The following is a 23,095-nucleotide window of genomic DNA, read 5'->3' as shown; positions in this document are numbered from 1 at the left end:
TCATGGCAAACATCGCCTGCAGGCAGCTGCACAAGACCTATGACCAGAAGACGGCCGTGCTGCAGCCGTTCGACCTGGAGATCGCCGACGGCGAATTCATCGTCCTGCTGGGGCCTTCGGGCTGCGGCAAGTCGACCCTGCTGCGCATGATCGCGGGCCTGGAAGACATCAGCGGCGGCGAGCTGCACATCGGCGGGGCCATCGTCAATGATTTGCCGCCCCGCGCGCGCAATGTGGCGATGGTGTTCCAGAACTACGCGCTGTATCCGCACATGACGGTGTACGACAACATCGCCTTCGGTTTACGGCGCCTGAAGGTGCCGAACGACGAGATCGAGCGCCGCGTGCGCGAGGTGGCGGCCATCCTCAGCCTGGACAGCCTGCTGGAACGCAAACCGCGTGCCATGTCGGGCGGCCAGCAGCAGCGCACGGCCATCGCGCGCGCCATGATCAAGACGCCGCAGGTGTTCCTGTTCGACGAACCGCTGTCGAATCTGGATGCCAAGCTGCGCGCGCAGCTGCGCGCCGACATCAAGCGATTGCACCGGCGCCTGCGCACCACCACCCTGTACGTCACGCACGATCAGCTCGAAGCCATGACCCTGGCCGACCGCGTGGTGCTGATGAAGGGCGGGCATATCGAGCAGATCGGCACGCCGGCGGAACTGTACAACCATCCGCGCACCCTGTTCGCGGCAGGGTTCATCGGCACGCCGGCCATGAACTTCATCGACGGCGTCATCGAGAAAGAGGGCGGGCAAACGCTGCTCGTGTGCGCCGGCTACCGCTGGCCATTGACGTCGCCCCGCTTCGCGGCCTTGCAGGCAGGCGCGCGCGTGGTCTTCGGCCTGCGGCCGAACCACTTGCGCGCGGCGCTGCCGCAGGAACACGCCGGCAGCCATGGCCTGGCGTGCGTGATCGACCTGGTCGAGCTGCTGGGGGCCGAAGCGCTGATCAGCTTCCAGTGCGGAGCCTTGAGCCTGTCGGCCCTGCTGCCGGCGAATGCGGCCAACAGCGTGGCGCAGGTGGGCCAGACCCTGGCGCTGGCCTTCGACGAGGAGCACATGCACCTGTTCGATGCCGACAGCGGGCTGGCCGTGGCGGTCAGTGCTCAGGTAAGTGGTTAGAATAGCTGGCAACGAGACCGCGCAAGGGAACTGCCGTGACGCCTGACCTGGAACTGATCCACAAACCGATCCACGAATCGTTTCGCGCATGGGCGCACGGCTTTCCGCATACGGTGGCGAAATGGCATTTTCATCCCGAGTACGAACTGCACTTCATCATCACATCGAACGGTAAATTTTTTATCGGCGACCATATCGGCAGTTACGGGGCGGGCAATCTGATCTTGACGGGGCCGAACCTGCCGCATAACTGGGTCAGCGAACTGCCGGAAGGCGTGGTGCTGCCCGAGCGCGACCTGGTGCTGCAGTTTTCCAGCGATTTCATCGAGCGTTGTGCGCTGCTGTTCCCGGAAATGGCGCCCCTGAAATCCCTGCTGGTCGAGGCCGCCAGGGGCTTGCAATTTCCCGATGCGCTGGGCTTGCGCCTGGTGCCGCTGATGAAGGAATTGACGACGGCACAGGGCTTGCGCCGCGTCGAACTGTTTACGCGCCTGTTCGGCGAGCTGTGCGACTGCCGCGAGCGGCGGCCCCTGGCCAGCGTCAGCTACCTGGCGCAGGCGGGGCGCTACATGTCGTCGACCATCAACCTGGTGCTGGCCTACATCAAGCAGAACATCACGCTCGATTTTTGCGAGCAGGACGTGGCCGACGTGGCGGAAATGAACACCTTGAAATTCACGCGTTTCTTCCGCAAGCATACGGGCACCTCGTTCATTCAATACGTGAATCAGGAGCGCATCGCGCTGGCCTGCGAGCTGCTGATGAACACGGACATGAAGGTCACCGATATCTGCTACCGCACGGGATTCAACAACCTTTCCAATTTCAACCGCCAGTTTTTGGCGCACAAGCAGATGTCGCCGTCGAAATTCCGCTCCTGCCTGCTGATGAACATGCCCGAGCCGTCCGGCGACGGCCATTCTTAACTTTCTCTTGGAATCAAATGACTTATCTCGGTATCGATATCGGCACTTCCGAAGTCAAGGCCATCCTCACCGATGACGCGCAGACCATCCTTGCCAGCAGCGGCGTGACCCTGCGCGTCTCGAGTCCCCATCCCGGCTGGTCGGAACAGAATCCCGAAGACTGGTGGCACGCCACCCTCGACGTGATCGCCGCCATCCGCGCCGCGCAGCCGGTGGCGTTTTCCGGCCTGCGCGGCATCGCCCTGTCGGGCCAGATGCATGGCGCCACCCTGCTCGACAAGCAGCAGCACGTGCTGCGCGCGGCCATCCTGTGGAACGACACGCGCGCCTTTGCCGAATGCGTGGAGCTCGAGGCGCTGGTGCCCGAGTCGCGCGCCATCACGGGCAACCAGGCCATGCCCGGTTTCACGGCGCCCAAGCTGCTGTGGCTGCAAAAATACGAGCCATCGCTGTTCCGCGCCACGGCCAAGGTCCTGCTGCCCAAGGATTACGTGGCCCTGCGCCTGACGGGCGAGTATGTGTCGGACATGTCCGATGCCTCCGGCACCCTGTGGCTGGACGTGGCCAGGCGCGACTGGTCCGAGCGCATGCTGGCCGCCACTGGCCTGACGCGCGACCATATGCCGCGCCTGGTGGAAGGCAGCCATGCCGCCGCGCAGGTGCGACCCTCGCTGTGCCAGGAATGGGGCATCGCGCACGCGGTGGTGCTGGCCGGCGGCGCGGGCGACAACGCCGCGGCGGCTGTCGGCTTGGGCGTGGCGGAGCCGGGCGCCGGCCTGCTGTCGCTGGGGACTTCGGGCGTGCTGTTCGCGGGCAGCGACGGCTTCGCGCCCAATCCGGGCCAGGGCGTGCACGCGTTCTGCCATTGCCTGCCCGAGCGCTGGCACCAGATGAGCGTGATTCTCAGCGCCGCGTCCAGTCTCAGTTGGGTGGCGCGCCTGACGCAGTCGTCCGACATCGGAGAATTGGTGAAACTGGCGGAAAACGTCGAGGCGCGTACGGCGCCCGTGTTTCTGCCCTACCTGAGCGGCGAGCGCACGCCGCACAACGATGCCACGGCGCGCGGCGTGTTCTTTGGCCTGTCGACGGAGCACGGGCGCGCGGAACTGGCCTACAGCGTGATGGAAGGCGTGGCCTTTGCCATGGCCGACGGCAATGCGGCCCTGCGCAGCGCCGGCACGCATCTGGAAGAAGCGTCGTTCGTGGGCGGCGGCTCGCGCAGCCGCTTCTGGGCGCAGCTGTGCGCGAATGCCTCGGGCTTGCAGGTGCTGCGTCACGACCATGGCGTGGCCGGCGGCACCCTGGGCGCGGCGCGCCTGGCGCAGATGGCGGCGACGGGCTTGCCGCCCGTGCAGGTATGCACGCGCCCGGCCGTGCTGGAAACGGTGGCGCCGCAGGCGTCCGGCGTACTGGACGAGCGCCTGGCGCGTTACCGGCGTTTGTACCCGCTGCTGCGCGAGGAGTTCGCGGGTGCGGCGGCGGCGCGCTGACGGGGCCGGCAAGATTGCCTGCCCGGCCATGCTGTGGGCGCGGGAATATGGCCAGACAGTCAATCTTCCAGTGTAATTTGTTGTTTCTATGTTGAAAGTGTTTCTCTAGCGAAAGCGCCGCTTGGTTTTTCACGGGGCGCGCCGCATGATTTCTGTATTCGGTGAGAATTGGATAGATTTGGCGGCGTCTTTGTTGCCATCCTGTTCTTGCCGCCGGGAGAAACACATGCAACTCGCGAATCTGAAAATCTCCGTCCGCCTGGGTCTGTTGGGCGCCTTCTTCTTTCTTGCGCTGGTGTTCGTCGGCGCGCGCGGCTGGAGCGCGCTCGACGCGGCCAGCGCGCGCGGCAACGAAGCCATGCAGCGCTCCGTGGCCCTGACGGAAGCCGTCGACGCGGCGCGCAGCGCGCAGGTGGAATTCAAGATCCAGGTGCAGGAATGGAAAAACATCCTGCTGCGCGGCGGCGACGCGGCCGCCTTCCAGCGCTACCGCGAAGCGTTTGTCGCCAGCGGCGCGCAGACGCGCAAGGAATTGAAAGGCCTGCAGGCCATGATGGGGGCGTTGAAACTCGATACGGCGCCCGTGGAGCATGCGCTGCAGGCGCACGACGCGCTGGGCGTGAGCTACCTGGCGGCGCTGCAAAAGTATGATGGCGCGCGCGCCGACAGCGCCCAGACGGTCGATGCGCTGGTCAAGGGCATGGACCGCGAACCGACGCGGCAGATCGACGCCATCGTCGCTTCCATCGGCAAGCAGTCGCACAGCCTGATGGCGCAGATGAAGGAGCAGGATGACGCCGCGCACCGCAGCGCCAGCATCGTCATGCTGGCCACCGTGCTGGTGACCCTGGTGGTCGGCAGCGTCACCGTGTGGTGGCTGATCCGCAGCATCACCGTGCCGCTGGGCGCGGCCGTCGGCATTGCCCAGCAAGTGGCGGCCGGCGACCTGCGCGCCGTGGTGGCCGACGGCAGCCGCGATGAAATCGGCGACCTGCTGCGGGCCCTGAAAGCGATGAGCGGCAACCTGGCCGCCATCGTCGGCAGGGTGCGCGCCGGCACGGACGCCATTGCCATGGCGTCCGGCGAAATCGCCAGCGGCAATATGGACCTGTCCTCGCGCACGGAGGAGCAGGCCAGTTCGCTGGAAGAGACGGCCGCCTCGATGATCGAGCTGACGTCCACCGTGCGGCAGAATAATGACAACGCCGACCAGGCGCGCCAGCTGGCTGGCGGCGCGTCCGACGTGGCGCAGCGGGGTGGCGCAGCCGTGGCGCAGGTGGTGCAGACCATGCACCATATCAATGCCTCCTCGAAGCGCATCGTCGATATCATCGCCGTCATCGACGGCATCGCCTTCCAGACGAATATCCTGGCCCTGAATGCGGCCGTGGAAGCGGCGCGCGCGGGCGAGCAGGGACGCGGCTTCGCCGTCGTGGCCAGCGAAGTGCGCAGTCTGGCGCACCGCTCGGCCGCAGCGGCCATGGAAATCAAGCAGCTGATCGGCGAATCCGTGCGCACGGTGGAAGAGGGCAGCGTGCTGGCCGGCCAGGCGGGGCGCACGATGGATGACGTGGTGAGCAGCGTGCAGCGCGTGAACGCCATCATTGGCGAGATCGCCGTGGCCAGCGTGGAGCAGCGCGACGGCATCGAGCAGATCAGCATCGCCATCAGCCAGATGGATGGCGTGACGCAGCAGAATGCGGCCCTGGTGGAGCAGGCCGCCGCCGCCGCGGACGCGCTGCAGCAGCAGGCGGCCAGCCTGGCCGACGCCGTCAGCATCTTCAAGCTGCACGGGACGCCCGGCGTGGCGCTACCTGCCGGTGCCGCCCTGGCCCGCACGCTGTCGCTGGCCTGACGCAGTCGCACCCTGCGCCGCTTGATGCCAGTCAAGCGGCGCCCGATCAGGCAAATATCGCGCCGAAATTCTTATACTATTTCCTTTCCGCATGTATCTGCGCCCGGCCGCATGGCGCGCGTTGCAAAGGAAAACCATGTTTCGTACTTTCCGCCTGCCGGGTGACGCATGACGGCGCTGCTGCTGGCGCTGTGCCTGTGCCTGGCCGTGATGCTGAGCGTGCTGCTGGCCAGCCAGTGGCAGGCGGCGCGCATGTGGCGCATGCGCCATGCGACCGGCGCGGTGCTGCAGGCGGCGCAGGCGCAGCGCATGGCAGATGCGCTGGCGCTGCTGCATGCATTGCCGGCGGCCATCATCGGCACCGACCGCGATGGCGTGGTGCAGTACCTGAATCCCCGCGCCAGCGCCATGGGGGGCTTGCTGGGCGACGATGGCCTGGGCCAGCCCGTGACCGGGCTGCTGCCGCTGTTCCATGACGGCACCCCCGTCGATGCGGCGCGCCAGGTGCGCGACTGTGTGGCACGCCAGGAAGTGCTGGAGGTGGCGCGCGGCGCCGTGCTGCTGCGCCATCTCGACGGCAAGCGCATCGACGTGCAGTACAGCTGCGCGCCGCTGGCGCAGGGCGGCGCGGTGCTGCTGCTGCACGATGTGTCGGCCCGCCGGCGCGCCGAGCAGCAGCTGGAATTCATCGCCCACCACGACGGCTTGACGGGGCTGCCGAACCGCCTGCATTTCCAGATCCGCTTCGAGCACGGCATCGCCTACGCGCGCCGCCACCAGGCCTTGCTGGCCGTGCTGTTCGTCGACATCGACCGCTTCAAATCCATCAATGACAGCCTGGGGCACGACGTGGGCGATCAGGTGCTGACGGAGTTTGCGCGCCGGGTGCAGCAGTGCGTGCGCAAGGTCGATACGGTGGCGCGCCAGGGCGGCGATGAATTCATCATCCTGCTGACGGAACTGCGCGTGGCGCACGATGCCGAGCGGGTGGCCGAAAAGATCGTCGCCGCCATCGCCGCGCCCTTCGTCATCGGCGAGTACAGTCTGTCGGTGGCGGCCAGCGTGGGCGTGGCCCTGTACCCGGACGACGACGACGACGTCAATGCACTGATTGAAAAGGCCGACCTGGCCATGTATGCGGCCAAGCGCCACGCGCCCGGAACTTGCCTGCGCTACGCCGCGCGCATGCAGACGCAGTCGTATTCGCGCACCATCCTCGAGACGGCCCTGCGCCACGCGCTCGAACGCGATGAATTCGCCCTGTTCTACCAGCCGCGCATGGACTTGAAGACGCGCAGGATAACGGGCGTGAAGGCGCTGCTGCGCTGGAAGCACCCGGAACTGGGCCTGATGATGCCGCTCGACTTCCTGCCGGTGCTGGAGGAAAGCGCCTTGATCCTGCCGGTGGGGGCGTGGGTGATGGCCACGGCGGTGGAGCAGGCGCGCAGCTGGATGGCGCAGGGGCAGATGCTGACCGTATCCGTCAGCCTGTCGGCGCGCCAGTTCTACCAGCGCGATATCGCGCGCAATTTCGCCGCCGCGCTGGAGGCGGCCGGCGTGCCGGGCCATTGCATCGAGCTGGAAATCGCCGCCGGCATTTTGATCGACCGCAACCAGAACTGCGAATTGATACTGCGCCAGTTCCGCCAGCTGGGCATGGCGATCGCCATCAGCGATTTCGGCACGGGCGACGCTTCGCTCACTTACCTGAAACGCTTTCCCACGGATGCCGTGAAGATCGAAAAGTGCTTCGTTGACGACCTGGGCAAGCCGGGCGGCGACGGCGCCATGGTGCGCGCCATCGTGGCGATGGCGCACACGCTGGGGCTGCGCAGCATCGCCGGCGGCGTGGAAAGCGGCGAGCAGCTGGAACTGCTGGCCGAGATGGGCTGTGACGAGGCGTTTGGCTATTTTCTCGGCCGCGCCATGGCGCCCGAGGGCATCGAGGTGCTGCTCAACTTGTCTAGCCCGGCGTGATGGACAGCGCCGCCAGCAGCACGGCGGCCAGTACGGCCGCGCCGCCGATGACGCGCGCCAGGCGCATGGCCTGGTGCGGCGCATACGGCAGCAGCCAGATCAGCAGCAAGCCGCAGCCCGTCAGGCTGCCGACCCAGTAGACGAGGCCGTAGCCGCCGCCGGCGATGTGCATGGCCCAGGCCAGGCCGGCCGCCAGTGCCAGCCAGCCGGCCCACTGCAGGCGGCGGCGCAGCGGCGCGGGCGGTTCGGCGCCACGTCCGTGCAGGTCCGCGTAGTGGCGGTCCATCGCCAGGCACAGCGAGGACAGGCCTGCATAGCACAGCGCGAAGACGAGGAAATTGGCTAACAGTTCCATCACGCGGCCTCCATCGTCGTCGGCGCCGGCTTGGCGGCGGGTGCGGCCTTGGCCGCTTTCACGGGCAGCGGTTTCAATTTGAACGCCGCATATGCGAGGCCCAGGCCCAGCACCAGCACCACCAAGTCGAAGGCGGCCACCGCCACGGGGCCGCGGCCCAGGAACAGGGTCACGCCCAGGTGCGATGCGGTGGTGAAGACGTTCAGCACGGGCAGCGACGCCAGCAGCAAGGCGCCGGCGCCCAGCTGCATGCGCCACATGGCGCGCGACGGGCGCAGCTGGGCGATGATGGCGGCCAGGGCCCAGGCGCCGAAGAAGCAGGCGATTTCTTCTTTCGGGCGCTCTTCCATCGCCACCGGCAGCAGGCGGTTGGCCCAGAAGTAGGCGCCGAAGGCGATCGGGATGCCGGCAATGGCGCCGATGTTGAGCGCTTCGACCAGGCGCAGGCCGAAGCTGGCGCGCTTGCCGGCGGCCAGCGCCTTGGCCTGCTTCTGGCGCGTCTTGACGGCCCACAGCAGGGCGCCCGTGGCGACCATGGCGCAGCCGGCCAGGCCGGAGAGGAAGAACAGGGCGCGCAGCAGCGGTCCGCCGAAATGCGCGACGTGCAGGCCAACCATCACGCCTTGCGTGGCGGCCGCGCCGGGCTGCGCCTCGCCATCGCTTGAGAGCAGTTTGCCGGAAACGCCATCGAATTCCATCGACGGCTGCTTCGACGACATGTCGCGTCCGCCCGCGCGCGTCAGCGTGATGGTGGCGTTGGCGTCACCTGGGTGGTTGACGGAGATGCGTTCGACCTTGCCGCCCCACTGCTGCTCTGCCTGGCGCACGAGGGGCGCGATCGGCGTCAGGGGCGCGGTCACGCCGGCCGGCTTGCTGTCGCCCGAGCGGCCCGGAAAGGCTTCGGCGAAGAAGGCGTCCTGGTCGCCCTTGTAGGCGGCCGTGACGCCGGACGGCATGTACAGGAACATCAAGGTGACCAGGCCCGTGTAGGTGATCATGATGTGGTAGGGCAGGGCCAGCACGGCCGTCACGTTATGCGCGTCGAGCCATGAGCGCTGGCCCTTCTTCGGCCGGAAGGTAAACAGGTCCTTGAAGATGCGCTTGTGCGTGACGATGCCGCTGATGATGGAGACGAACATGAACATGGCGCAGAAACCCACGATCCAGCGGGCCCAGATGGCCGGCATGTAGTGCAGGTCGAAATGCAGGCGGTAGAGGAATTCGCCGCCCCGCGTCTCGCGCGGCTTGGACAGCACTTCGCCCGTGGCCGGGTCGGCTTTTTCGCTATGAAAATTGCCGCGCCGTCCGCGTTTCTTTTCGCCCGGTTGCGACGGCTTGCTCCAGCCCAGCTGCGTGGCGGGGCTGCGCTCGCCGGGCAGGCTGATGAACCAGCGCGTGGCGCCTTCGGCCCGCTCTTCCATCGCCTGCTGCGCCACCTTGGCCGCGTCTTCCGTCGTCACGTCGCTGGCGGCGGCGCCGTGCAGTTCAGGCTGCATCCACAAGGTGATTTCATTGCGGTGGTAGCTGGCCGTGCCGGCGCAAAACACCAGCAGCAAGATCCAGCAGACGAGCAGGCCGGACCAGGTGTGCAGCCATGCCATCGACTGGCGGAAACCTTCTTTCATGCGAGACTCCAGGAAAGTGCATCCATCGACTGCAGGATGGCGGCGATGACGGCGGCCGGAATCAGGAGACCCAGCCAGGCGCGCAGGGCGCTGCGCGTGGCGAAGACCCACAGCACGGCGCAGGTATAGATGGCAAACGACAGCAGGGTGGCCGTCATGACGGCTTCGGAACGGGCCAGGGGCAGGCTCACCGACAGCAGCATGGTGACCAGCGCGGCCAGCACGTAGCCGCCAGCGATGGCGGCCACGCTGCGCGACGCCACGCCGAGGCGGTACACGGCCCCGGCGGAGAGCCGCAGACGCGGCATTTTAAGGATGGCAGGCGCTTGCATGGTCAGTCGTGATCCTTGCTCGGCGGCTGGGCCGGGCCGGCCGGCAGCGGCGTCACGCCTTGCGGCTGCACCAGGCTCAGGGTGGTCACGAACATGGCCTTGTCATACGCTTGCGCGCCGCGCTGTCCGGCCGTCTTGTCCGTGTGCTGCACTTCCAGCACATACGTGCCTTGCCATGGCAGCGGGAAGCTGACCAGGCCTTGCGCATCGCTCCACGCTTCCTTGCCCCAGCCCGACTGCACCACGGCGTTGACCTTGGCCTGCGCCAGAGGCTTGCCCTGGTAGCTGACCTGGAACTGGCCCGGCGTGCCGGTCGGTACCAGGTCCAGCGTCAGCGCGGCCGCTTGCGCCCTGGCGTCGGCGATCAGGCGCGCGGCGGGAACCCACACGGTGCGCGTGGTCTTGCCCTCTTTTTTCTCTTCCCACGACGGGTAGTTGTCTTCCTCGACGATGATGCTTTCTCCGGCGCCCACCTTGCCGTTCAGGAGGAAGGCGCCGGCCGTCTTGCTGGCCTGTAGCGGCTGCGCGCCCTTGGCCGACAGCCACGTCACGCGCTGGATGCTGAACTTGTCCAGCAGGCCGGGCGACGCTTCGCGCAGGTTGTCGCCGAATTCGCCGAAGTACACGCTGGCCGCCTTGCCGTCCTGCTGCAGCCAGATCTGGTGCGCGCTGGCGCTGCCGCAGGCGATGGCCGCGCCCAGCAGGGCGGTAGCGAGGGCGCCGCGGCGCGCGATGGAAGCGATGTGCATGGTGTATCCCTTATCTTGTTATGTGAATGGAAAAAGCGGCCGCGCGTCCGAGGACCGGCGGCCGGCGGTGCATCAGTACTGGTAGCGCAGGTTCAGCGCCACGTTGCGCGGTTCGCCGTAATAGCCGCCGTTATAGAAACCCACGCGGCGGAAATACGTCTTGTCGAACAGGTTGATCACATTCAGGCTGGCCGACAGTTTCGGGTTGATCTGGTAGCGCGCCATCAGGTTGGCCAGCACGTAGCTGCCCTGGCTGACGCGGATCTTGCTTTTGTTCGGCAGGGTGGCCATCGTCCAGATTTCGCTCTGCCAGTTCAAGCCGCCGCCGATGGTCAGGTTCTGCAGTTCGCCCGGCAGGCGGTACGTGGTCGAGACGCGCAGCATGTTGGTCGGCTGGATGGTATTGGTCACCACGCCCTTGCCCGTCTTCGAGGTACTGCGCGTGTAGCCGGCGAACAGCTGCCAGCCGCGCAAGGGGCTGCCCGACACTTCTGCTTCGTAACCTTTGCTTTTCGTGCCCTTGCCCGTCGACATATACGGACGGCTGCCGTCCGGCAGCACGAAGGTGGGCGGCACCGACTTGTCTTCCTCGCCCAGGTTGTCCTGCTTCGCCTCATACACGGCGAACGAGGCATTGACGGCGCCGTCGAGGAATTCGCTCTTCACGCCCGCTTCCACGTTGCTGCCCGTGATCGGGTCGAGGAAGGCGTTGTTCTTGTCCTTCAGGTTTTGCGGCTTGAACAGGTCCGTGTAACTGGCGTACAGCGAGGTGCTCTTGCTCACGTCCAGCACCAGGCCCGCGTATGGCGTGACGACGTCATCCGTTTTATACGCGGAGCTGCGCTTCACAAACCGGCCCCCAGTGTCGTAACGGTCGTTATACGTTTCCCACTTCGACACGCGCGCGCCGGCCAGTACCTTGAAGCTGTCCGTGACGTTGATGCGCGTGGCGATGAAGGCGCCCGACTGTTTCGTGGTGGCGACGTCGCGCGCGCCCGTGCGCGTGAGCGCCGGCTCGGGCACGTCGCCCGTCCAGTGGCGGAAGTCGGGGATGGTGGTGGCGAACGGCAGCGGATCGGGCAGCAAGGTTTCATTCGTCGTGCCCGTGCGCTTCCAGCCGTTCACGCCCAGCACCAGGTCGTGCCGGCGGCCGAACAGGGGGAAGCTGCCATTGGCCGACAGGTCGAAATTGTCCTGTTTTTCCTCGTAGGGGAAGGCGCCGCTCCAGACTTCCAGGCCGCTGCCGTCGCGTTTCGGATAGCCGCTGCCGCCGTAGAACAGCTTGCCGTTCGAGGAACTGTCCAGGCGTCCGTAGGCGGCCTTGAGCTTCCAGTCGCTGGCGAAGCGGTGCTCGAGGTAGACGTATTTGTTTTCGAATGCGCGCTCCCAGCTGCTCCACTTGGCCGCCATGTTGAACGAGCGGGGCATGTTGGCCGGCGTGCCGTCCGCGAAGAACAGGGGCGTGGTGCCCCAGCTCGTGCCTTTCGGCGTGTTCTTTTGATAGTCGATGCCGGCCGTGAGCAACGTTGCAGGCGTCAGGTCCGCCTCGACGATGACGGCGCCCGCCAGCTTGCGCTCCTGGTACAGGTCCATGTAGGAATGGCGGTTCTGGCCGGCCACGACGACGCGCCCGCGGATGCTGCCGTCCGCATTCAAGGGCGCGCTGATGTCGCCTTCGAGCCGGACCTTGCGCCACGAACCGACGGTCAGGCCGGCCGAGGCGGAAAATTCCTTGCCGGGACGCTTGTGCAGCATGTTGATGGTGGCCGACGGGTCGCCATTGCCGCTGACCAGGCCCGTGGCGCCGCGCACGATTTCGATGCGGTCATAGATGGCCGTGTCGAACAGCGCATTCGACCCGGAATTGACGGCCACGCCGTCGATCTGGTAATTGCCGATGGAAAAGCCGCGCGCGGAAAAACTCGTGCGTTCGCTATCGTTTTCCTGCACCGTCACGCCCGTCGACTGCACCAGCACCTCGGCCAGGCTGTTCAAGCCCATGTCGTCCATGCGCTGGCGAGTCACCACGGAAATCGATTGTGGCGTTTCGCGCATCGACAGGCCCATGCGCGTGGCCGTGGCCATTTCCCTTGTCGTGTAGGAACCCGTGTGCTCCGTCGACGCCTGGTCTTGCTGGCCCAGCACCTTGATCTCGCTCAAGGTGGCTTCGTCGGCCTTGGCCTGCGTTTCGGCGGCCAGGGCCGTGCCTGCGCCCAGCGCCGCGGCCAGCAATGCCGCCTGCACGGCGACAGCCAGCGGACGCAGGGCGGTATTGCCAACGGTTGGGGAAAACGGGCCGGCAACCATGCCGGCCAGCGAACGTGCTCGCGCCATGAAACATCCTTCTTCTCGCATGCCCGCCGTCGGGCGGCTGGCGTTTTTGGTAGGGGAGGCTTGCTTGGCGGTGTTGCCTGGCTGGCGCAGCGTGTCATCCAGCCATATGGCAGTCAGGCGACTGCGCGCAGACTCCGGCGAGTCTAAATGTGAATGAGAACTATTCCTATTATAGTGCGGGGTTGTGAGACATGCAAGAGTGCGATGTTGTAAACGCACACGGCCGCCCCAGTGCTGGCGGCGGCCGTAGATGCGATGCTGGCTGCGAGGCGCTTACAGCGCCGGCGTGTAGCGCACGGTGAGGATGATGTTGCGCGGTTCGCCGAAGTAATTGCCGCGGCGCAATTCACCCGTGGCGGCCCAGTAGGTCTTGTCCGTCAGGTTGGCGATGCTGAGGCTGGCGCTCCAGTGGCGGTTGAAAATATACGCGGCGCGCGCGTCCCAGACGGTGCGCCCGCCGTTGCGGAAACGCACGTCGGGGTTGTCATCGGCCCGGTAGACATAGCCGCTTTGTGCCGAGACGCCGCCGCCCACCGTCCAGTGGTTCCAGGCCCCGGGCAGGCGGTAGCTGGTCGACACGCGCAGCATGTGCTTGGGCGTGACGGTGGGCGGCGTTTCGTCGCCTTCGCCGCGCGCGATATTGTAGGTGTAGCCGGACGACAGCTGCCAGCCCGGCAGCACTTCGCCGCTGGCGTCCGCGTCGATGCCCGTGCTGCGGATGGGGCGGCCATTGCGGTAGCAGCTGCCCGTCACGTCCCACTTCAGGCAGTCGTCGTTGCTGGCCTCGTCGTAGATGGCCGTGTCGCGCTTGTTGATGCGGAAGGCGGCCAGCGCCACGTTCAGGCGCCCGTCGTACAGCTCGCCCTTCACGCCCGCCTCATAGGTATCGCCCACCACGGGTTTCAAGGGCTGTCCGCCCAGGGTGTAGTACAGGCTCTGCGGCTGGAAGATGCTGGCGTAGCTGCCGTACACGGACCAGCGCTTGTCGAGGTCGAGGACCAGGCCCGCGTACGGCGTGAATTCGCGGCTTTCCTTGTAGCGGCTGACGGGGTCGGTCTCCAGCTTGCCCGTGGTCTGCTTGTCGAACCAGCTCAGGCGGCCGCCCAGCAGCAGATGCAGGTCCGGGCGCAGTTCCCAGCGCGTGCTGGCATAGGCGCCGTAATGCTGCTCGTTCAGGTGCGGCAGCGCGTCCCAGGCCGGATGCGGGGGCTGTGCCAGAAGGGAATTGTTCGGATGGAAGACGTCGAAGGGCAGGCCCGGCGAGGTCGAGGCCGCATGGTCGTCGGTGACGGCGCGCGAGGCGTTCATGCCCAGCAACACCTCATGCCTGCCGCCCCAGGCTTGAAAAGTGCCGCCCGCGTTGACGTCCAGCCCCGTGGTGACGATATCCTGCTTGCGGTAATTGAGCGTGTACAGGCGCGCCCCTTGCTGCGTGGCGGGATTGATGCTGCCGCGCACGATGGCCGCCTGCTGGTCGAAGGCCCCATACGTGCGGTTGATGGCAACTTTGGCCTTCCAGTCGCCGCCAAAACGGTGTTCGAGGTCGGCGAACAGTTCGCCGATGGTGGCGTCGTGGCGGTTCCAGTCCTGCGCCAGCGAGGTCGAGCGGCGTATCGGCAAGGTGGCGCCATCGCTGTAGCGGGGCAGGCCGAACAGCCAGTAGCCGTCCGTCACCGTGTGCTGGCGGCGCGCGCCGGCGCGCAAGGTGGTGGCGGCATCGAGGTCCGCCTCGACGATGCCGTAGAACAATGGCATGCGGCTGTGCGCCGCGTCATAGAAGTAATCGCGGTCTTCATAGGCCACCAGCGCGCGGCCGCGCACCGTGCCGGCCGCGTTCAGGGGCGCGCCTGCGTCGAGCTCGATGCGGCGCTGGTTCCAGCTGCCCGCGGTTGCCGTCACATCCGCATGGGCTTCGGCGCGCGGGCGCTTGCGCACCAGGTTGGCCACGCCGCCCGGCGTGCCGGCGCCGACGATCAGGCCGGCCGAGCCGCGCAGGATTTCCACGCGGTCATACACGGCCATGTCGGGGATCAGCCAGCCCGTGGCATTGTCGGAAATGCCGGGCATGCCGTCGATCAGATAAGACAAGGCGTTGCCGCGCGACAAGAATTCATGCGAGCCGAAGCTGCGGTTCATGCGCGTCAGGCCCGTGCTTTGCTCCAGCACCTGGTCCAAGGTGAACAGGTTCTTGTCATCCATCTGCTGGCGCGTGACGACGGATACCGATTGCGGCGTGTCGCGCAGCGAGCGCTCCGCGCCCGCCAGGGTCACGGCGCGCGTCGTGTAGGCGCCCGTGCCTTCGCTGGTGGCCGTGCGCTCGCCATTGGCCGTCACGGTGATTTCCGACAGGGTCGCCGTCTCGCCCGTGGCCTTGGGTGCCGCCTTGATGATGACGGCGCTGCCGTCGATCGACGCCTGCAGACCGCTGCCCGCCAGCAGGCGATCGAGGCCGTCGCGCACGCTGAGGGTGGCGCTGATGGCGGGCGCCGTCTTGCCGGCCACCAGCTCGGGCGAAAACAGCAGTTGCAGGTTGGCTTGCCGCGCCAGTTCATTCAGGGCTTGCCCCAGCGGCTGGGCGGCGATGGACAGTTTGACGGTGGGCAAGATTTGCGCCTGTGCAGCACTGAGCGTGCCCAGGGCCAGCATGGCGGCCAGGGCGAGGGGGGCGGGTTGCAGATTGAAGCGGGGGGACCACATGCGGCATTCTCCAGGTTACTTGTTGTCGATTAACTTGGTAGACGCGGCAGTGGGAAAAACCCTCACCTGCGAATGCGACTTATTTTCATTTATTTTTTGGGGAGGTGCATGGCGGGCGCCTGCGCAGGCATTGTTGCCGCCATGCGGATCTCGCTGGCCGCACCGGCGCGCACGAGCTGCACGGGCAGCAGCTGGGGCAGGGCGGCGGCGAAGCGGTCGAGCTGGGTCAGGCTGAAGCTGCCGCCGATGCGCAGCCTGGCGACGGCGGGATCGCGCACGAGCAGGCCCGTGTCGCCATAGCGTTCGAATTCGGCCAGCGCCGCGCCCAGCGGCACGTTGTCGAAAGTGATCCTGCCGTCGCGCCACGGCGCCACGCTGCCGGGCGCCAGGCTGGCGACGGCCGACAAATTCCCTGCGGCGTCGGCCGTCACGCCCTGGCCGGCCGTCAGGTCGACTTGCTCTTGCCGCGCGCCCGCCACGCGCACATGGCCATGCTGGACGGCCACGCGCAGCTGGCCGTCATGCTTGAGGGTGTTGCGCACGGAAAACTGCGTGCCCACCACCGTCACCGTCACTGGGCCGCTGAGCACGTCGAACGCTTGTCCTTGCTTCGCTTGCACCTGGAACAGCGCTTCGCCCTGCGCCAGGCGCACTTCGCGGCGCTGGCGGTACAGGGTGACGTGCAGCTGCGTGGCCGTATCGAGCTGCAGCTTGCTGCCGTCGGGCAGGGCGACGGCCAGGCGCTGGCCCCGCGCCGTGGCATACGACTGGCTGAACACGGCTTGCTGCTGCCACCACTGGTAGCCGCCCGCGCCCACGCCGAGCAGCAGCATGGCGGCGGCCGCATACGGCAGGGCGCGCAGCCAGTGTCGGCGGGGAGCGGACACTGGCGCCGGGGGCGCCGGGGGCACCGTCCAGCGCGCGGCGACCTGCGCGGGAATCCGTCGCACCGCGCGATGGGTATCTTTTAGCTGCGCATACTCTTGGGCGTGACGCGCATCGGCTGCCAGCCAGGCGGCAAAGTCGGCCTGTTGCTGCGCATCAAGCTGGCCGCGCCGGCTGAACCAGGTCGCCGCCGCCAGCGCTGCCGGGTCTTGTGTGGCGGTAAAAGCGGCGTACTCGCGCAAGTCCGCCTGCTCCTGGGCGGAGGGGCCGAAATCATGGCGGGGCGGGCGGGCGGTCATGGGCGCCATTATGTGGCTTTGCGCAAAGAATGCAACTGCGCCTGGCAACTGAGCATGCCGCGCGCGATATGTTTTTCCACCATGCTCACGGAAATGCCCATGCGCGCGGCGATCTGCGCGTGCGGCAATTCCTCGAAGACGTGCAGCACGAAGGCGTCGCGGCAGCGGGGCGGCAGCGCGTCGATGGCGGCCACGCAGGCTTGCCAGTCCTGGCTGCTTTCGAGTGCCTGTTCCGGCTGCAAATGCAGCGGCGCGGCCGGATGCGCCGCTTCCGGCAGGGCATCAAGTTCCTCGTGCTGGCGCAGGGCGGCGCGGCGGTGCTGGTCGATCATCAGGTTGCGCGCCGTGCGGTACAGCAGCGCGCGCGGTTCGCGCACGGCCGCTTCGCCCAGCACGCGCAGATAGCTTTCCTGCACCAGGTCGGCGGCAGCCTCGCGGTTGCGCAAGCTGCGCCAGCAAAAGTTCAACAGTTCTTGGTAATAGCGTGCAACCACGGCGTCCGATGTATGAGTCCGCAGCGAGGAATGCCGCATATGAGAATGATTCTCATTATACGATATGCCGGGATACGGCGTTAAGCGGCTTGCCGCACCGTGGCAGGCGTACAACGCTTTGCCGGGCGGCCGGCATCGGTTAACATGGGAAGTTAACAGGGAGGCAAGATGGCTATTCAAATTATCAATACGGCACCGATTGCCGGCCAACGGCCCGGCACGTCGGGCTTGCGCAAGAAGGTAGCGGTCTTCAGCGCCCCGCAATACCTGGAAAATTTCGTGCAAAGCGTCTTCGACACGCTCGGCGACTGCCGCGGCCAGACCCTGGTACTGGGCGGCGACGGGCGTTACTACAACCGCGCGGCCATCCAGACGGTGCTGCGCATGGCGGCCGCGCACGGCTACGCGCGCGTGCTGCTGGGGCAGGGCGGCATTTTGTCGACACCGGCCGTCAGCTGCGTGATCCGCAAGCATGGCGCCAGCGGCGGCATCATCCTGTCGGCCAGCCATAATCCGGGCGGCCCCGATGGCGATTTCGGCATCAAGTACAACATCGCCAATGGCGGCCCGGCGCCCGAGAAGGTCACGGAAGCCATGTTTGCGCGCACGCAAACGCTCACCGAATACCGCATCAGCGACGCGGCCGACATCGACCTCGACGCCTTGGGCACTGTGCGCATGGAGCAGATGACGGTCGAAGTGATCGATCCCGTTCTCGACTACGCGGAACTGATGCAGCAGCTGTTCGACTTCGACGCCATCCGCGCCCTGTTCGCGGGCGGCCTGCGCATCTGCTTTGACGGCATGCACGCCGTTTCCGGCCCGTATGCGACGGCCATCCTGGAAGGCATGCTGGGGGCACCGAAAGGCAGCGTCATCAACGGCGTGCCCCTGGAAGACTTCGGCGGCGGCCACCCGGACCCGAATCCCGTGAATGCGCAGGAACTGATCGCCATCATGGCGGCCGAAGATGGTCCGGACTTCGGCGCCGCCTCGGACGGCGACGGCGACCGCAACATGATCGTCGGCCGGCGCTTCGACGTCACGCCGTCGGACAGCCTGGCCATCCTGGCCGCCAACGCCGCCGTGGCGCCCGGCTACCGTGGGGGCTTGAAGGGTATCGCCCGCTCCATGCCGACGTCGGGCGCGGCCGACCGGGTCGCCAGCGCGCTGGGCATCCCCTGCCACGAGGCGCCGACGGGCTGGAAATTCTTCGGTACCCTGCTCGACGCCGGCATGGCCACCCTGTGCGGCGAGGAAAGCTACGGCACGGGTTCGAACCACGTGCGCGAAAAGGATGGCCTGTGGGCCGTCTTGTTCTGGCTCAACCTGCTGGCAGAGAAAAAGCAGCCGGTGGAAGACATCGTGCGCGCGCACTGGGCTGCCTATGGCCGCAATTACTACTCGCGCCACGACTATGAAGACATCGACAGCGCCGGCGCGGCGCAGCTGATGGACGCCGTGCGCGGCCAGCTGGCCGCCTTGCCGGGCCAGGTGTTCGATGGCTACACGGTGGCGCTGGCCGACGATTTCAGCTACACGGACCCCGTCGACGGCTCCGTGGCGACGCAGCAGGGCATCCGCATCATCATGACGGACGGCGCGCGCATCGTGCTGCGCCTGTCGGGCACGGGTACCGAGGGCGCCACCCTGCGCCTGTACCTGGAGCGCTACGAAGCCGATCCCGCGCAGCATGACATTCCGACCCAGCAAGCGCTGGCGGGGCTGGCCGCCGTGGCGGAGCAACTGGCGCAGATACGCGCACGCACGGGGCGCGACGCGCCGACGGTGACGACGTAACAAAAAAGGGCGCCCGAGGGCGCCCTTCTGCATTGCGACAGATCAAACCGGCATCATGCTTTTGCCGGGATGGCCGCCTGGCGGTAGTTGTCCACCATCTTGTAGCGCTTCGCATACAGGCCGAAGGCCAGCATGGCGACGGCGGCAAAGGCGGCAAAGAAGAACATCTGGAAGGCCGTCACGCTGATGCCGCTCTCGGCGATCTTGCCGATCACGCCTTCGTTCATGACGCTGCGGTTGACGATCAGCACCCACAGGTTGCCCACGGTGGTCGACAGGTTCCAGAAGCTCATGATGGCGCCCTTCATCGACACGGGCGCCTGGCTGTAGGCAAACTCCAGGCCCGTGGCCGAGACCAGCACTTCGCCGAACGTCAGCAGGGCGTACGGCAGGATCTGCCACATGATGGAGACGGCGTTGCCGCTGTCGAGGGCCAGCTGCAGCAAGCCGATGACGATCCACGCCAGCGAGGAAAAGCCGATGCCGGCCGTCATGCGGCGCAGGGCCGTCGCTTCCAGGCCGAAGCGGTTGAGCATCGGGTACAGCACCAGGTTGTTGAACGGGATCAGGAGCATCACCAGCATCGGGTTCAGCGCCTGCATCTGCGCCGGCAGGAACCAGCTCGGTTTTTCCATGGTGTTCGCCTGCACGATCCACGTCGAGGCCTTCTGGTCGAACAGCGAGAAGAACGGCGTGACGAGGGCGAAGATGACGAGGATGCGCAGCACGGCGCGCACGCCTTCGACGGCTTCGTCCGGGTGGATGCCGCGCGCGCGTTCCAGCTGCATGGCCGTGCCGATGCTGCCGAAGGCCAGCAGCAATACTAGCGCCGTACACGCGGAAATCACGAAGCCCCATTCGGGAATGCTGTAGAACGCGTACAGGGCGCCGATCACGCCCACGTAGGCCACGTACAGGCCGGGACGCGAGCCGCCGTCGACGCGGGCGAGCAGGGCCGTGCGGGCCACGCGGGTGAACGAATCGGGATTCGGCGGCGCCGGCGGCACGTGCACGTATTTCTTGGCGCCCATCCAGAAGACGATGGTGGCGGCCAGCATCATCAGGCCGGGAATGCCGAAGGCGATCGAGGGACCGAAGTCGCGCAGGAACATCGGCATCAGCAGCGAGGCGAAGAAGGAGCCGAAGTTGATGATCCAGTAGAACAAGTCGAAGACCAGCTTGGCCTTGTGCTTGTTGGTCTGGTCGAACTGGTCGCCGACGAACGAGGCGACGAGCGGCTTGATGCCGCCGGAACCGAAGGCGATCAGGAACAGGCCGAAATAGAAGCCGTTGACGCTGTTTTCAAAGATGGCCAGGCAGGCATGGCCGGCGCAATACACGAGGCTGAGCCAGAAGATGGTGTTGTACTTACCGAAGAAGCGGTCGGCCAGCCAGCCGCCCAGCAGCGGGAAGAAATACACGCCGATGACGAAGGTGTGGAACACGTGCTTGGCTTCGCCCGTGCGCTGGTCGATCGGGATCATCAGCAGCAGGGTGCTGATGAGGAATGGCGTCAGGATGTTGCGCATGCCGTAAAAGCTGAAGCGTTCGCAGCCTTCGTTGGCGATGATGTACGGTATTTGCCGCGGCATTTTGCCCGTGGCGGTTTGTGTCTCGGCCGATGACATTGGCTCTCCCCCAAGTTTTTTTTGTAAGCCGCGATGCTAAGGCCTGCCGCGTTTGCTTGCAACAGAAAAAACGGCCTGTCCGCTATTTCGCAGGGATTTGTAAGGTATTGATTTTCATAAAGACATTACTTTCGGCACTTGCACGGGCCGGGCGGGGCAGCAACAGCTGCAGTTGCAGCATGCCATCCGGTGCGGGGCTGTCCGCCAGGGTAAAGCCGCAGCCCAGGTACAGGGTCAACGCCGCGTGGTTGTCCTGCGCCACGGCCAGGCGCACACGGCCCAGTTCGGGAATGGCGCAGGCATGCGCGATGGCGGCCTGCACCAGTTGCCGACCCGCGCCGCGCCCGCGCGCCTGCGGCGCCACATACACGCCCCACAGGCTGGCCTTGTCATGCACGACGGCGATCGGCTCGCGGCGCAGGCCGGCAATGGCGATCAATTGTTCTCCGTTGAAAACGCCAAATATTATTTGGTGGGACGTGATGCGCAAGCGCTCGGCTATCCGTGCCAGCGGCAAGCCGCTTTCCGCCGCGTACGTGGTGCAGAAGGCGGCGGGCAATTCGGCGATGCCGGCCAGGCGCAGCGCGCGGTAGGCGGCAACGTCGTCGGGTGTCAGGGGGCGGACAGTGGTAGCGGGCATGTGGGCGAGTATCGGGCTTCGATGCCAGAAAGTAAACCTTGCGTTACAGGGACTTCGATAATAAGATATATCTTATTGCGATATATCTTAAGGAATTATCATGTTCCATCTTCTGCACGGGATGCACCCCGTGCGCGCGGCAGCCCATGGCCAGGGCGATGCGCCGGGCGCCGCTGCCAGCCTTGTCCCCGCCGCGCGCGGGCCGAAAATGTTTGACGCGGGCACCTTGCGCTACCTGGTGCTGCAATTGATCGCCGACAAGCCGCGCCACGGCTACGACATCATCAAGGCCATCGCCCAGCGCGCCGGCGGCGCGTATGCCCCGAGTCCCGGCGCCATCTATCCGCTCATGCACGGCCTCGTGGGCCACGGCTACGTGGCCGTCAGCCTCGATGGCAACAAGAAGCTGCACAGCATCACGCCCGAAGGGCTGGCCTTCCTGGCGGCGAACCGTGCGTATGTCGACGCGATTGCCGCCAGGATCGATGCGCCGGCCGGCGCGGACGACGACCTGCGCCACCTGATGCACGAACTGAAGGCGGCCGTGCTGGCGCGCGGGCGCGCGGGCGATGCGGATGCCGTGCGCCTGGACGCCATCCGCGCCATCCTGCGCCAGGCCCGCGCCGATATCGAGGCGCTGGCATGACGCCCGCGCCCGTACCCATGCTGACGCCGGCGCGCGAGCGCGCGATGCTGTGGCTGCTTGCACTGACGCAATTTACCGTCATCATGGATTTCATGGTGATGATGCCGCTGGCGCCCCAGCTGATGCAGGCGTTTCACATCGGCCCGGCCGCCGTTTCCGGCGCCGTTTCCGCGTATGCCTGGTGCGCGGGCCTGTCCGGCTTGCTGGCGGCCACGTATATCGACCGCTTCGACCGCAAGAAGCTGCTGCTGACCATGTTTTGCCTGTTCACCCTGTCGAACCTCGCTTGCGCGCTGGCGCCGAACTTCCACGTGTTGCTGTGGTCGCGCGCGTTTGCGGGGCTGACGGGCGGCGTGCTGGGCGCCATGGTCATGGCCATCATCGGCGACGTGATTCCTTCCGAGCGGCGCGGCGCGGCCACGGGCATCGTCATGACCTCGTTTGCCATGGCGGCCGTGGGCGGCGTGCCCATCGGCGTGGTGCTGGCCGCGCACTTTGGCTGGGCCTCGCCGTTTTTCCTGCTGGTCGTGCTGTCGCTGCTGGTCTGGCTGGGCGCGGCGCGCGTGCTGCCGGCGCTGACGGCGCACATGGGCGCGGCTCCCACGCCGCTGCACCAGGTGCTGCCGAACCTGCTGGCGCTGTTTCGCGAGCGGCGCCACCTGCAAGCGTTTTCTTTGTCGATTGTCAACATGACGGCCGGCATGCTGGTGATTCCCTTCATTTCGCCCGTGCTGGTAGGCAATATGGGGCTGGCGCCGGCCGACGTCACCTGGGTCTACCTGGCGGGCGGCTGCGCCACGATCTTCACGGCGCGCCTGATCGGCCGCTGGGCGGACCGGGCCGGCAAGCAGCAGGTGTACCGCTGGGTCTCCCTGTTGTCGATCGCGCCGCTGCTGTTCATGACGCACTTGCCCCAGTTGCCCCTGCTGGGGCTGATGCTGGCGTTTCCCTTCTTTATGGCCCTCGTCTCGGGCCGCATGGTGCCGCTGCAGGCGCTGCTGACGACCATCCCGGAACCGCACAAGCGGGGCGCGTTTCTCAGCGCCAATTCGGCCCTGCAAAGCTTTGGCAGCGGCCTGGGCGCCTGGCTGGGCGGCCTGACCCTGCAGACGGACGCGGCCGGCCACATCAGCGGCTACGGCATCAATGGCTGGCTGGCGGCGGGCTTGTCGCTGTGGACGGTGTGGTGGGTGGCGCGCGTGCGCGGCGCGGCGCCGCAGGGGGCGCCGGCGTAGG

The 23,095-nt window shown here is 66.5% G+C and carries 18 protein-coding genes; 8 read left to right on the top strand and 10 right to left on the bottom strand.

Annotation, left to right across the window (positions count from 1 at the left end; all coding sequences use genetic code 11):
* Positions 1 to 2: 2 nt before the first annotated feature.
* The 5 genes from AC1RJW_RS23845 to AC1RJW_RS23825 all read left to right on the top strand — a co-directional run bounded on the left by AC1RJW_RS23845 (position 3) and on the right by AC1RJW_RS23825 (position 7,375).
* The gene (locus AC1RJW_RS23845; protein ID WP_493047151.1) at positions 3 to 1,127 is read left to right on the top strand and encodes an ABC transporter ATP-binding protein; all 1,125 of its coding nucleotides are present in this window, start codon (positions 3 to 5) and stop codon (positions 1,125 to 1,127) included.
* Between the two features lie 35 nt (positions 1,128 to 1,162).
* Positions 1,163 to 2,053: an AraC family transcriptional regulator gene (locus tag AC1RJW_RS23840; protein WP_493047150.1), complete on the top strand. Its 891-nt coding sequence runs from the start codon at positions 1,163 to 1,165 to the stop codon at positions 2,051 to 2,053.
* A 17-nt stretch (positions 2,054 to 2,070) separates the two neighbouring features.
* On the top strand, positions 2,071 to 3,543 hold the full coding sequence (gene xylB / locus AC1RJW_RS23835; protein WP_493047149.1) for a xylulokinase: 1,473 nt from the start codon (positions 2,071 to 2,073) through the stop codon (positions 3,541 to 3,543).
* Positions 3,544 to 3,769: 226 nt separating this feature from the next.
* The gene (locus AC1RJW_RS23830) at positions 3,770 to 5,398 is read left to right on the top strand and encodes a methyl-accepting chemotaxis protein (RefSeq protein WP_493047148.1); all 1,629 of its coding nucleotides are present in this window, start codon (positions 3,770 to 3,772) and stop codon (positions 5,396 to 5,398) included.
* A 168-nt stretch (positions 5,399 to 5,566) separates the two neighbouring features.
* The gene (locus AC1RJW_RS23825; protein ID WP_493047147.1) at positions 5,567 to 7,375 is read left to right on the top strand and encodes a putative bifunctional diguanylate cyclase/phosphodiesterase; all 1,809 of its coding nucleotides are present in this window, start codon (positions 5,567 to 5,569) and stop codon (positions 7,373 to 7,375) included.
* Here AC1RJW_RS23825 and AC1RJW_RS23820 read toward each other — a convergent pair.
* The 8 genes from AC1RJW_RS23820 to AC1RJW_RS23785 all read right to left on the bottom strand — a co-directional run bounded on the left by AC1RJW_RS23820 (position 7,362) and on the right by AC1RJW_RS23785 (position 17,145).
* Positions 7,362 to 7,730, bottom strand: coding sequence for a DUF3325 domain-containing protein (locus tag AC1RJW_RS23820; protein ID WP_493047305.1), 369 nt, complete (start codon positions 7,728 to 7,730; stop codon positions 7,362 to 7,364). The two genes, AC1RJW_RS23825 and AC1RJW_RS23820, sit on opposite strands and share 14 nt — an antisense overlap.
* Positions 7,730 to 9,355, bottom strand: coding sequence for a PepSY-associated TM helix domain-containing protein (locus AC1RJW_RS23815; protein WP_493047146.1), 1,626 nt, complete (start codon positions 9,353 to 9,355; stop codon positions 7,730 to 7,732). Before AC1RJW_RS23815 ends, AC1RJW_RS23820 begins: the two co-directional genes overlap by 1 nt.
* Positions 9,352 to 9,687 carry a DUF3649 domain-containing protein gene (locus AC1RJW_RS23810; RefSeq protein WP_493047145.1) on the bottom strand — a complete coding sequence of 112 codons (336 nt, stop codon included), beginning with the start codon at positions 9,685 to 9,687 and terminating at the stop codon, positions 9,352 to 9,354. Before AC1RJW_RS23810 ends, AC1RJW_RS23815 begins: the two co-directional genes overlap by 4 nt.
* Positions 9,688 to 9,689: 2 nt before the next feature.
* Positions 9,690 to 10,436, bottom strand: coding sequence for a DUF4198 domain-containing protein (locus tag AC1RJW_RS23805; protein ID WP_493047144.1), 747 nt, complete (start codon positions 10,434 to 10,436; stop codon positions 9,690 to 9,692).
* Between the two features lie 72 nt (positions 10,437 to 10,508).
* Complete coding sequence (locus AC1RJW_RS23800; protein WP_493047143.1) at positions 10,509 to 12,770, bottom strand: TonB-dependent siderophore receptor; 2,262 nt, start codon at positions 12,768 to 12,770, stop codon at positions 10,509 to 10,511.
* Between the two features lie 273 nt (positions 12,771 to 13,043).
* Positions 13,044 to 15,467 carry a TonB-dependent siderophore receptor gene (locus AC1RJW_RS23795; RefSeq protein ID WP_493047142.1) on the bottom strand — a complete coding sequence of 808 codons (2,424 nt, stop codon included), beginning with the start codon at positions 15,465 to 15,467 and terminating at the stop codon, positions 13,044 to 13,046.
* An 89-nt stretch (positions 15,468 to 15,556) separates the two neighbouring features.
* The gene (locus AC1RJW_RS23790; RefSeq protein ID WP_493047141.1) at positions 15,557 to 16,651 is read right to left on the bottom strand and encodes a FecR family protein; all 1,095 of its coding nucleotides are present in this window, start codon (positions 16,649 to 16,651) and stop codon (positions 15,557 to 15,559) included.
* An 8-nt stretch (positions 16,652 to 16,659) separates the two neighbouring features.
* Positions 16,660 to 17,145 carry a sigma-70 family RNA polymerase sigma factor gene (locus AC1RJW_RS23785; protein WP_493047140.1) on the bottom strand — a complete coding sequence of 162 codons (486 nt, stop codon included), beginning with the start codon at positions 17,143 to 17,145 and terminating at the stop codon, positions 16,660 to 16,662.
* 168 nt (positions 17,146 to 17,313) lie between these two features.
* On the opposite strand from AC1RJW_RS23785, the gene AC1RJW_RS23780 reads away from it, so the two are divergent.
* A complete protein-coding gene (locus tag AC1RJW_RS23780) occupies positions 17,314 to 18,945 on the top strand; it encodes an alpha-D-glucose phosphate-specific phosphoglucomutase (RefSeq protein ID WP_493047139.1) in 1,632 nt (543 codons plus the stop codon).
* A gap of 53 nt (positions 18,946 to 18,998) precedes the next feature.
* On the opposite strand, the gene AC1RJW_RS23775 is transcribed toward AC1RJW_RS23780, so the two are convergent.
* Both AC1RJW_RS23775 and AC1RJW_RS23770 read right to left on the bottom strand, forming a co-directional pair.
* Complete coding sequence (locus tag AC1RJW_RS23775; RefSeq protein ID WP_493047138.1) at positions 18,999 to 20,573, bottom strand: POT-type proton-dependent oligopeptide transporter; 1,575 nt, start codon at positions 20,571 to 20,573, stop codon at positions 18,999 to 19,001.
* A gap of 82 nt (positions 20,574 to 20,655) precedes the next feature.
* A complete protein-coding gene (locus tag AC1RJW_RS23770) occupies positions 20,656 to 21,213 on the bottom strand; it encodes a GNAT family N-acetyltransferase (protein ID WP_493047137.1) in 558 nt (185 codons plus the stop codon).
* A gap of 100 nt (positions 21,214 to 21,313) precedes the next feature.
* Here AC1RJW_RS23770 and AC1RJW_RS23765 point away from each other — a divergent pair, with 100 nt between their 5' ends.
* On the top strand, positions 21,314 to 21,859 hold the full coding sequence (locus AC1RJW_RS23765) for a PadR family transcriptional regulator (RefSeq protein ID WP_493047136.1): 546 nt from the start codon (positions 21,314 to 21,316) through the stop codon (positions 21,857 to 21,859).
* Entirely contained in the window at positions 21,856 to 23,094 is a 1,239-nt protein-coding gene (locus tag AC1RJW_RS23760; protein ID WP_493047135.1) for an MFS transporter, read from the top strand. Before AC1RJW_RS23765 ends, AC1RJW_RS23760 begins: the two co-directional genes overlap by 4 nt.
* Position 23,095 lies beyond the last annotated feature (1 nt).

This window comes from Janthinobacterium sp. GW822-FHT07A03 (assembly GCF_058798815.1).
Note: the sequence above shows the minus strand (reverse complement) of the source record. Positions and strands in the feature narration are given on the sequence as shown.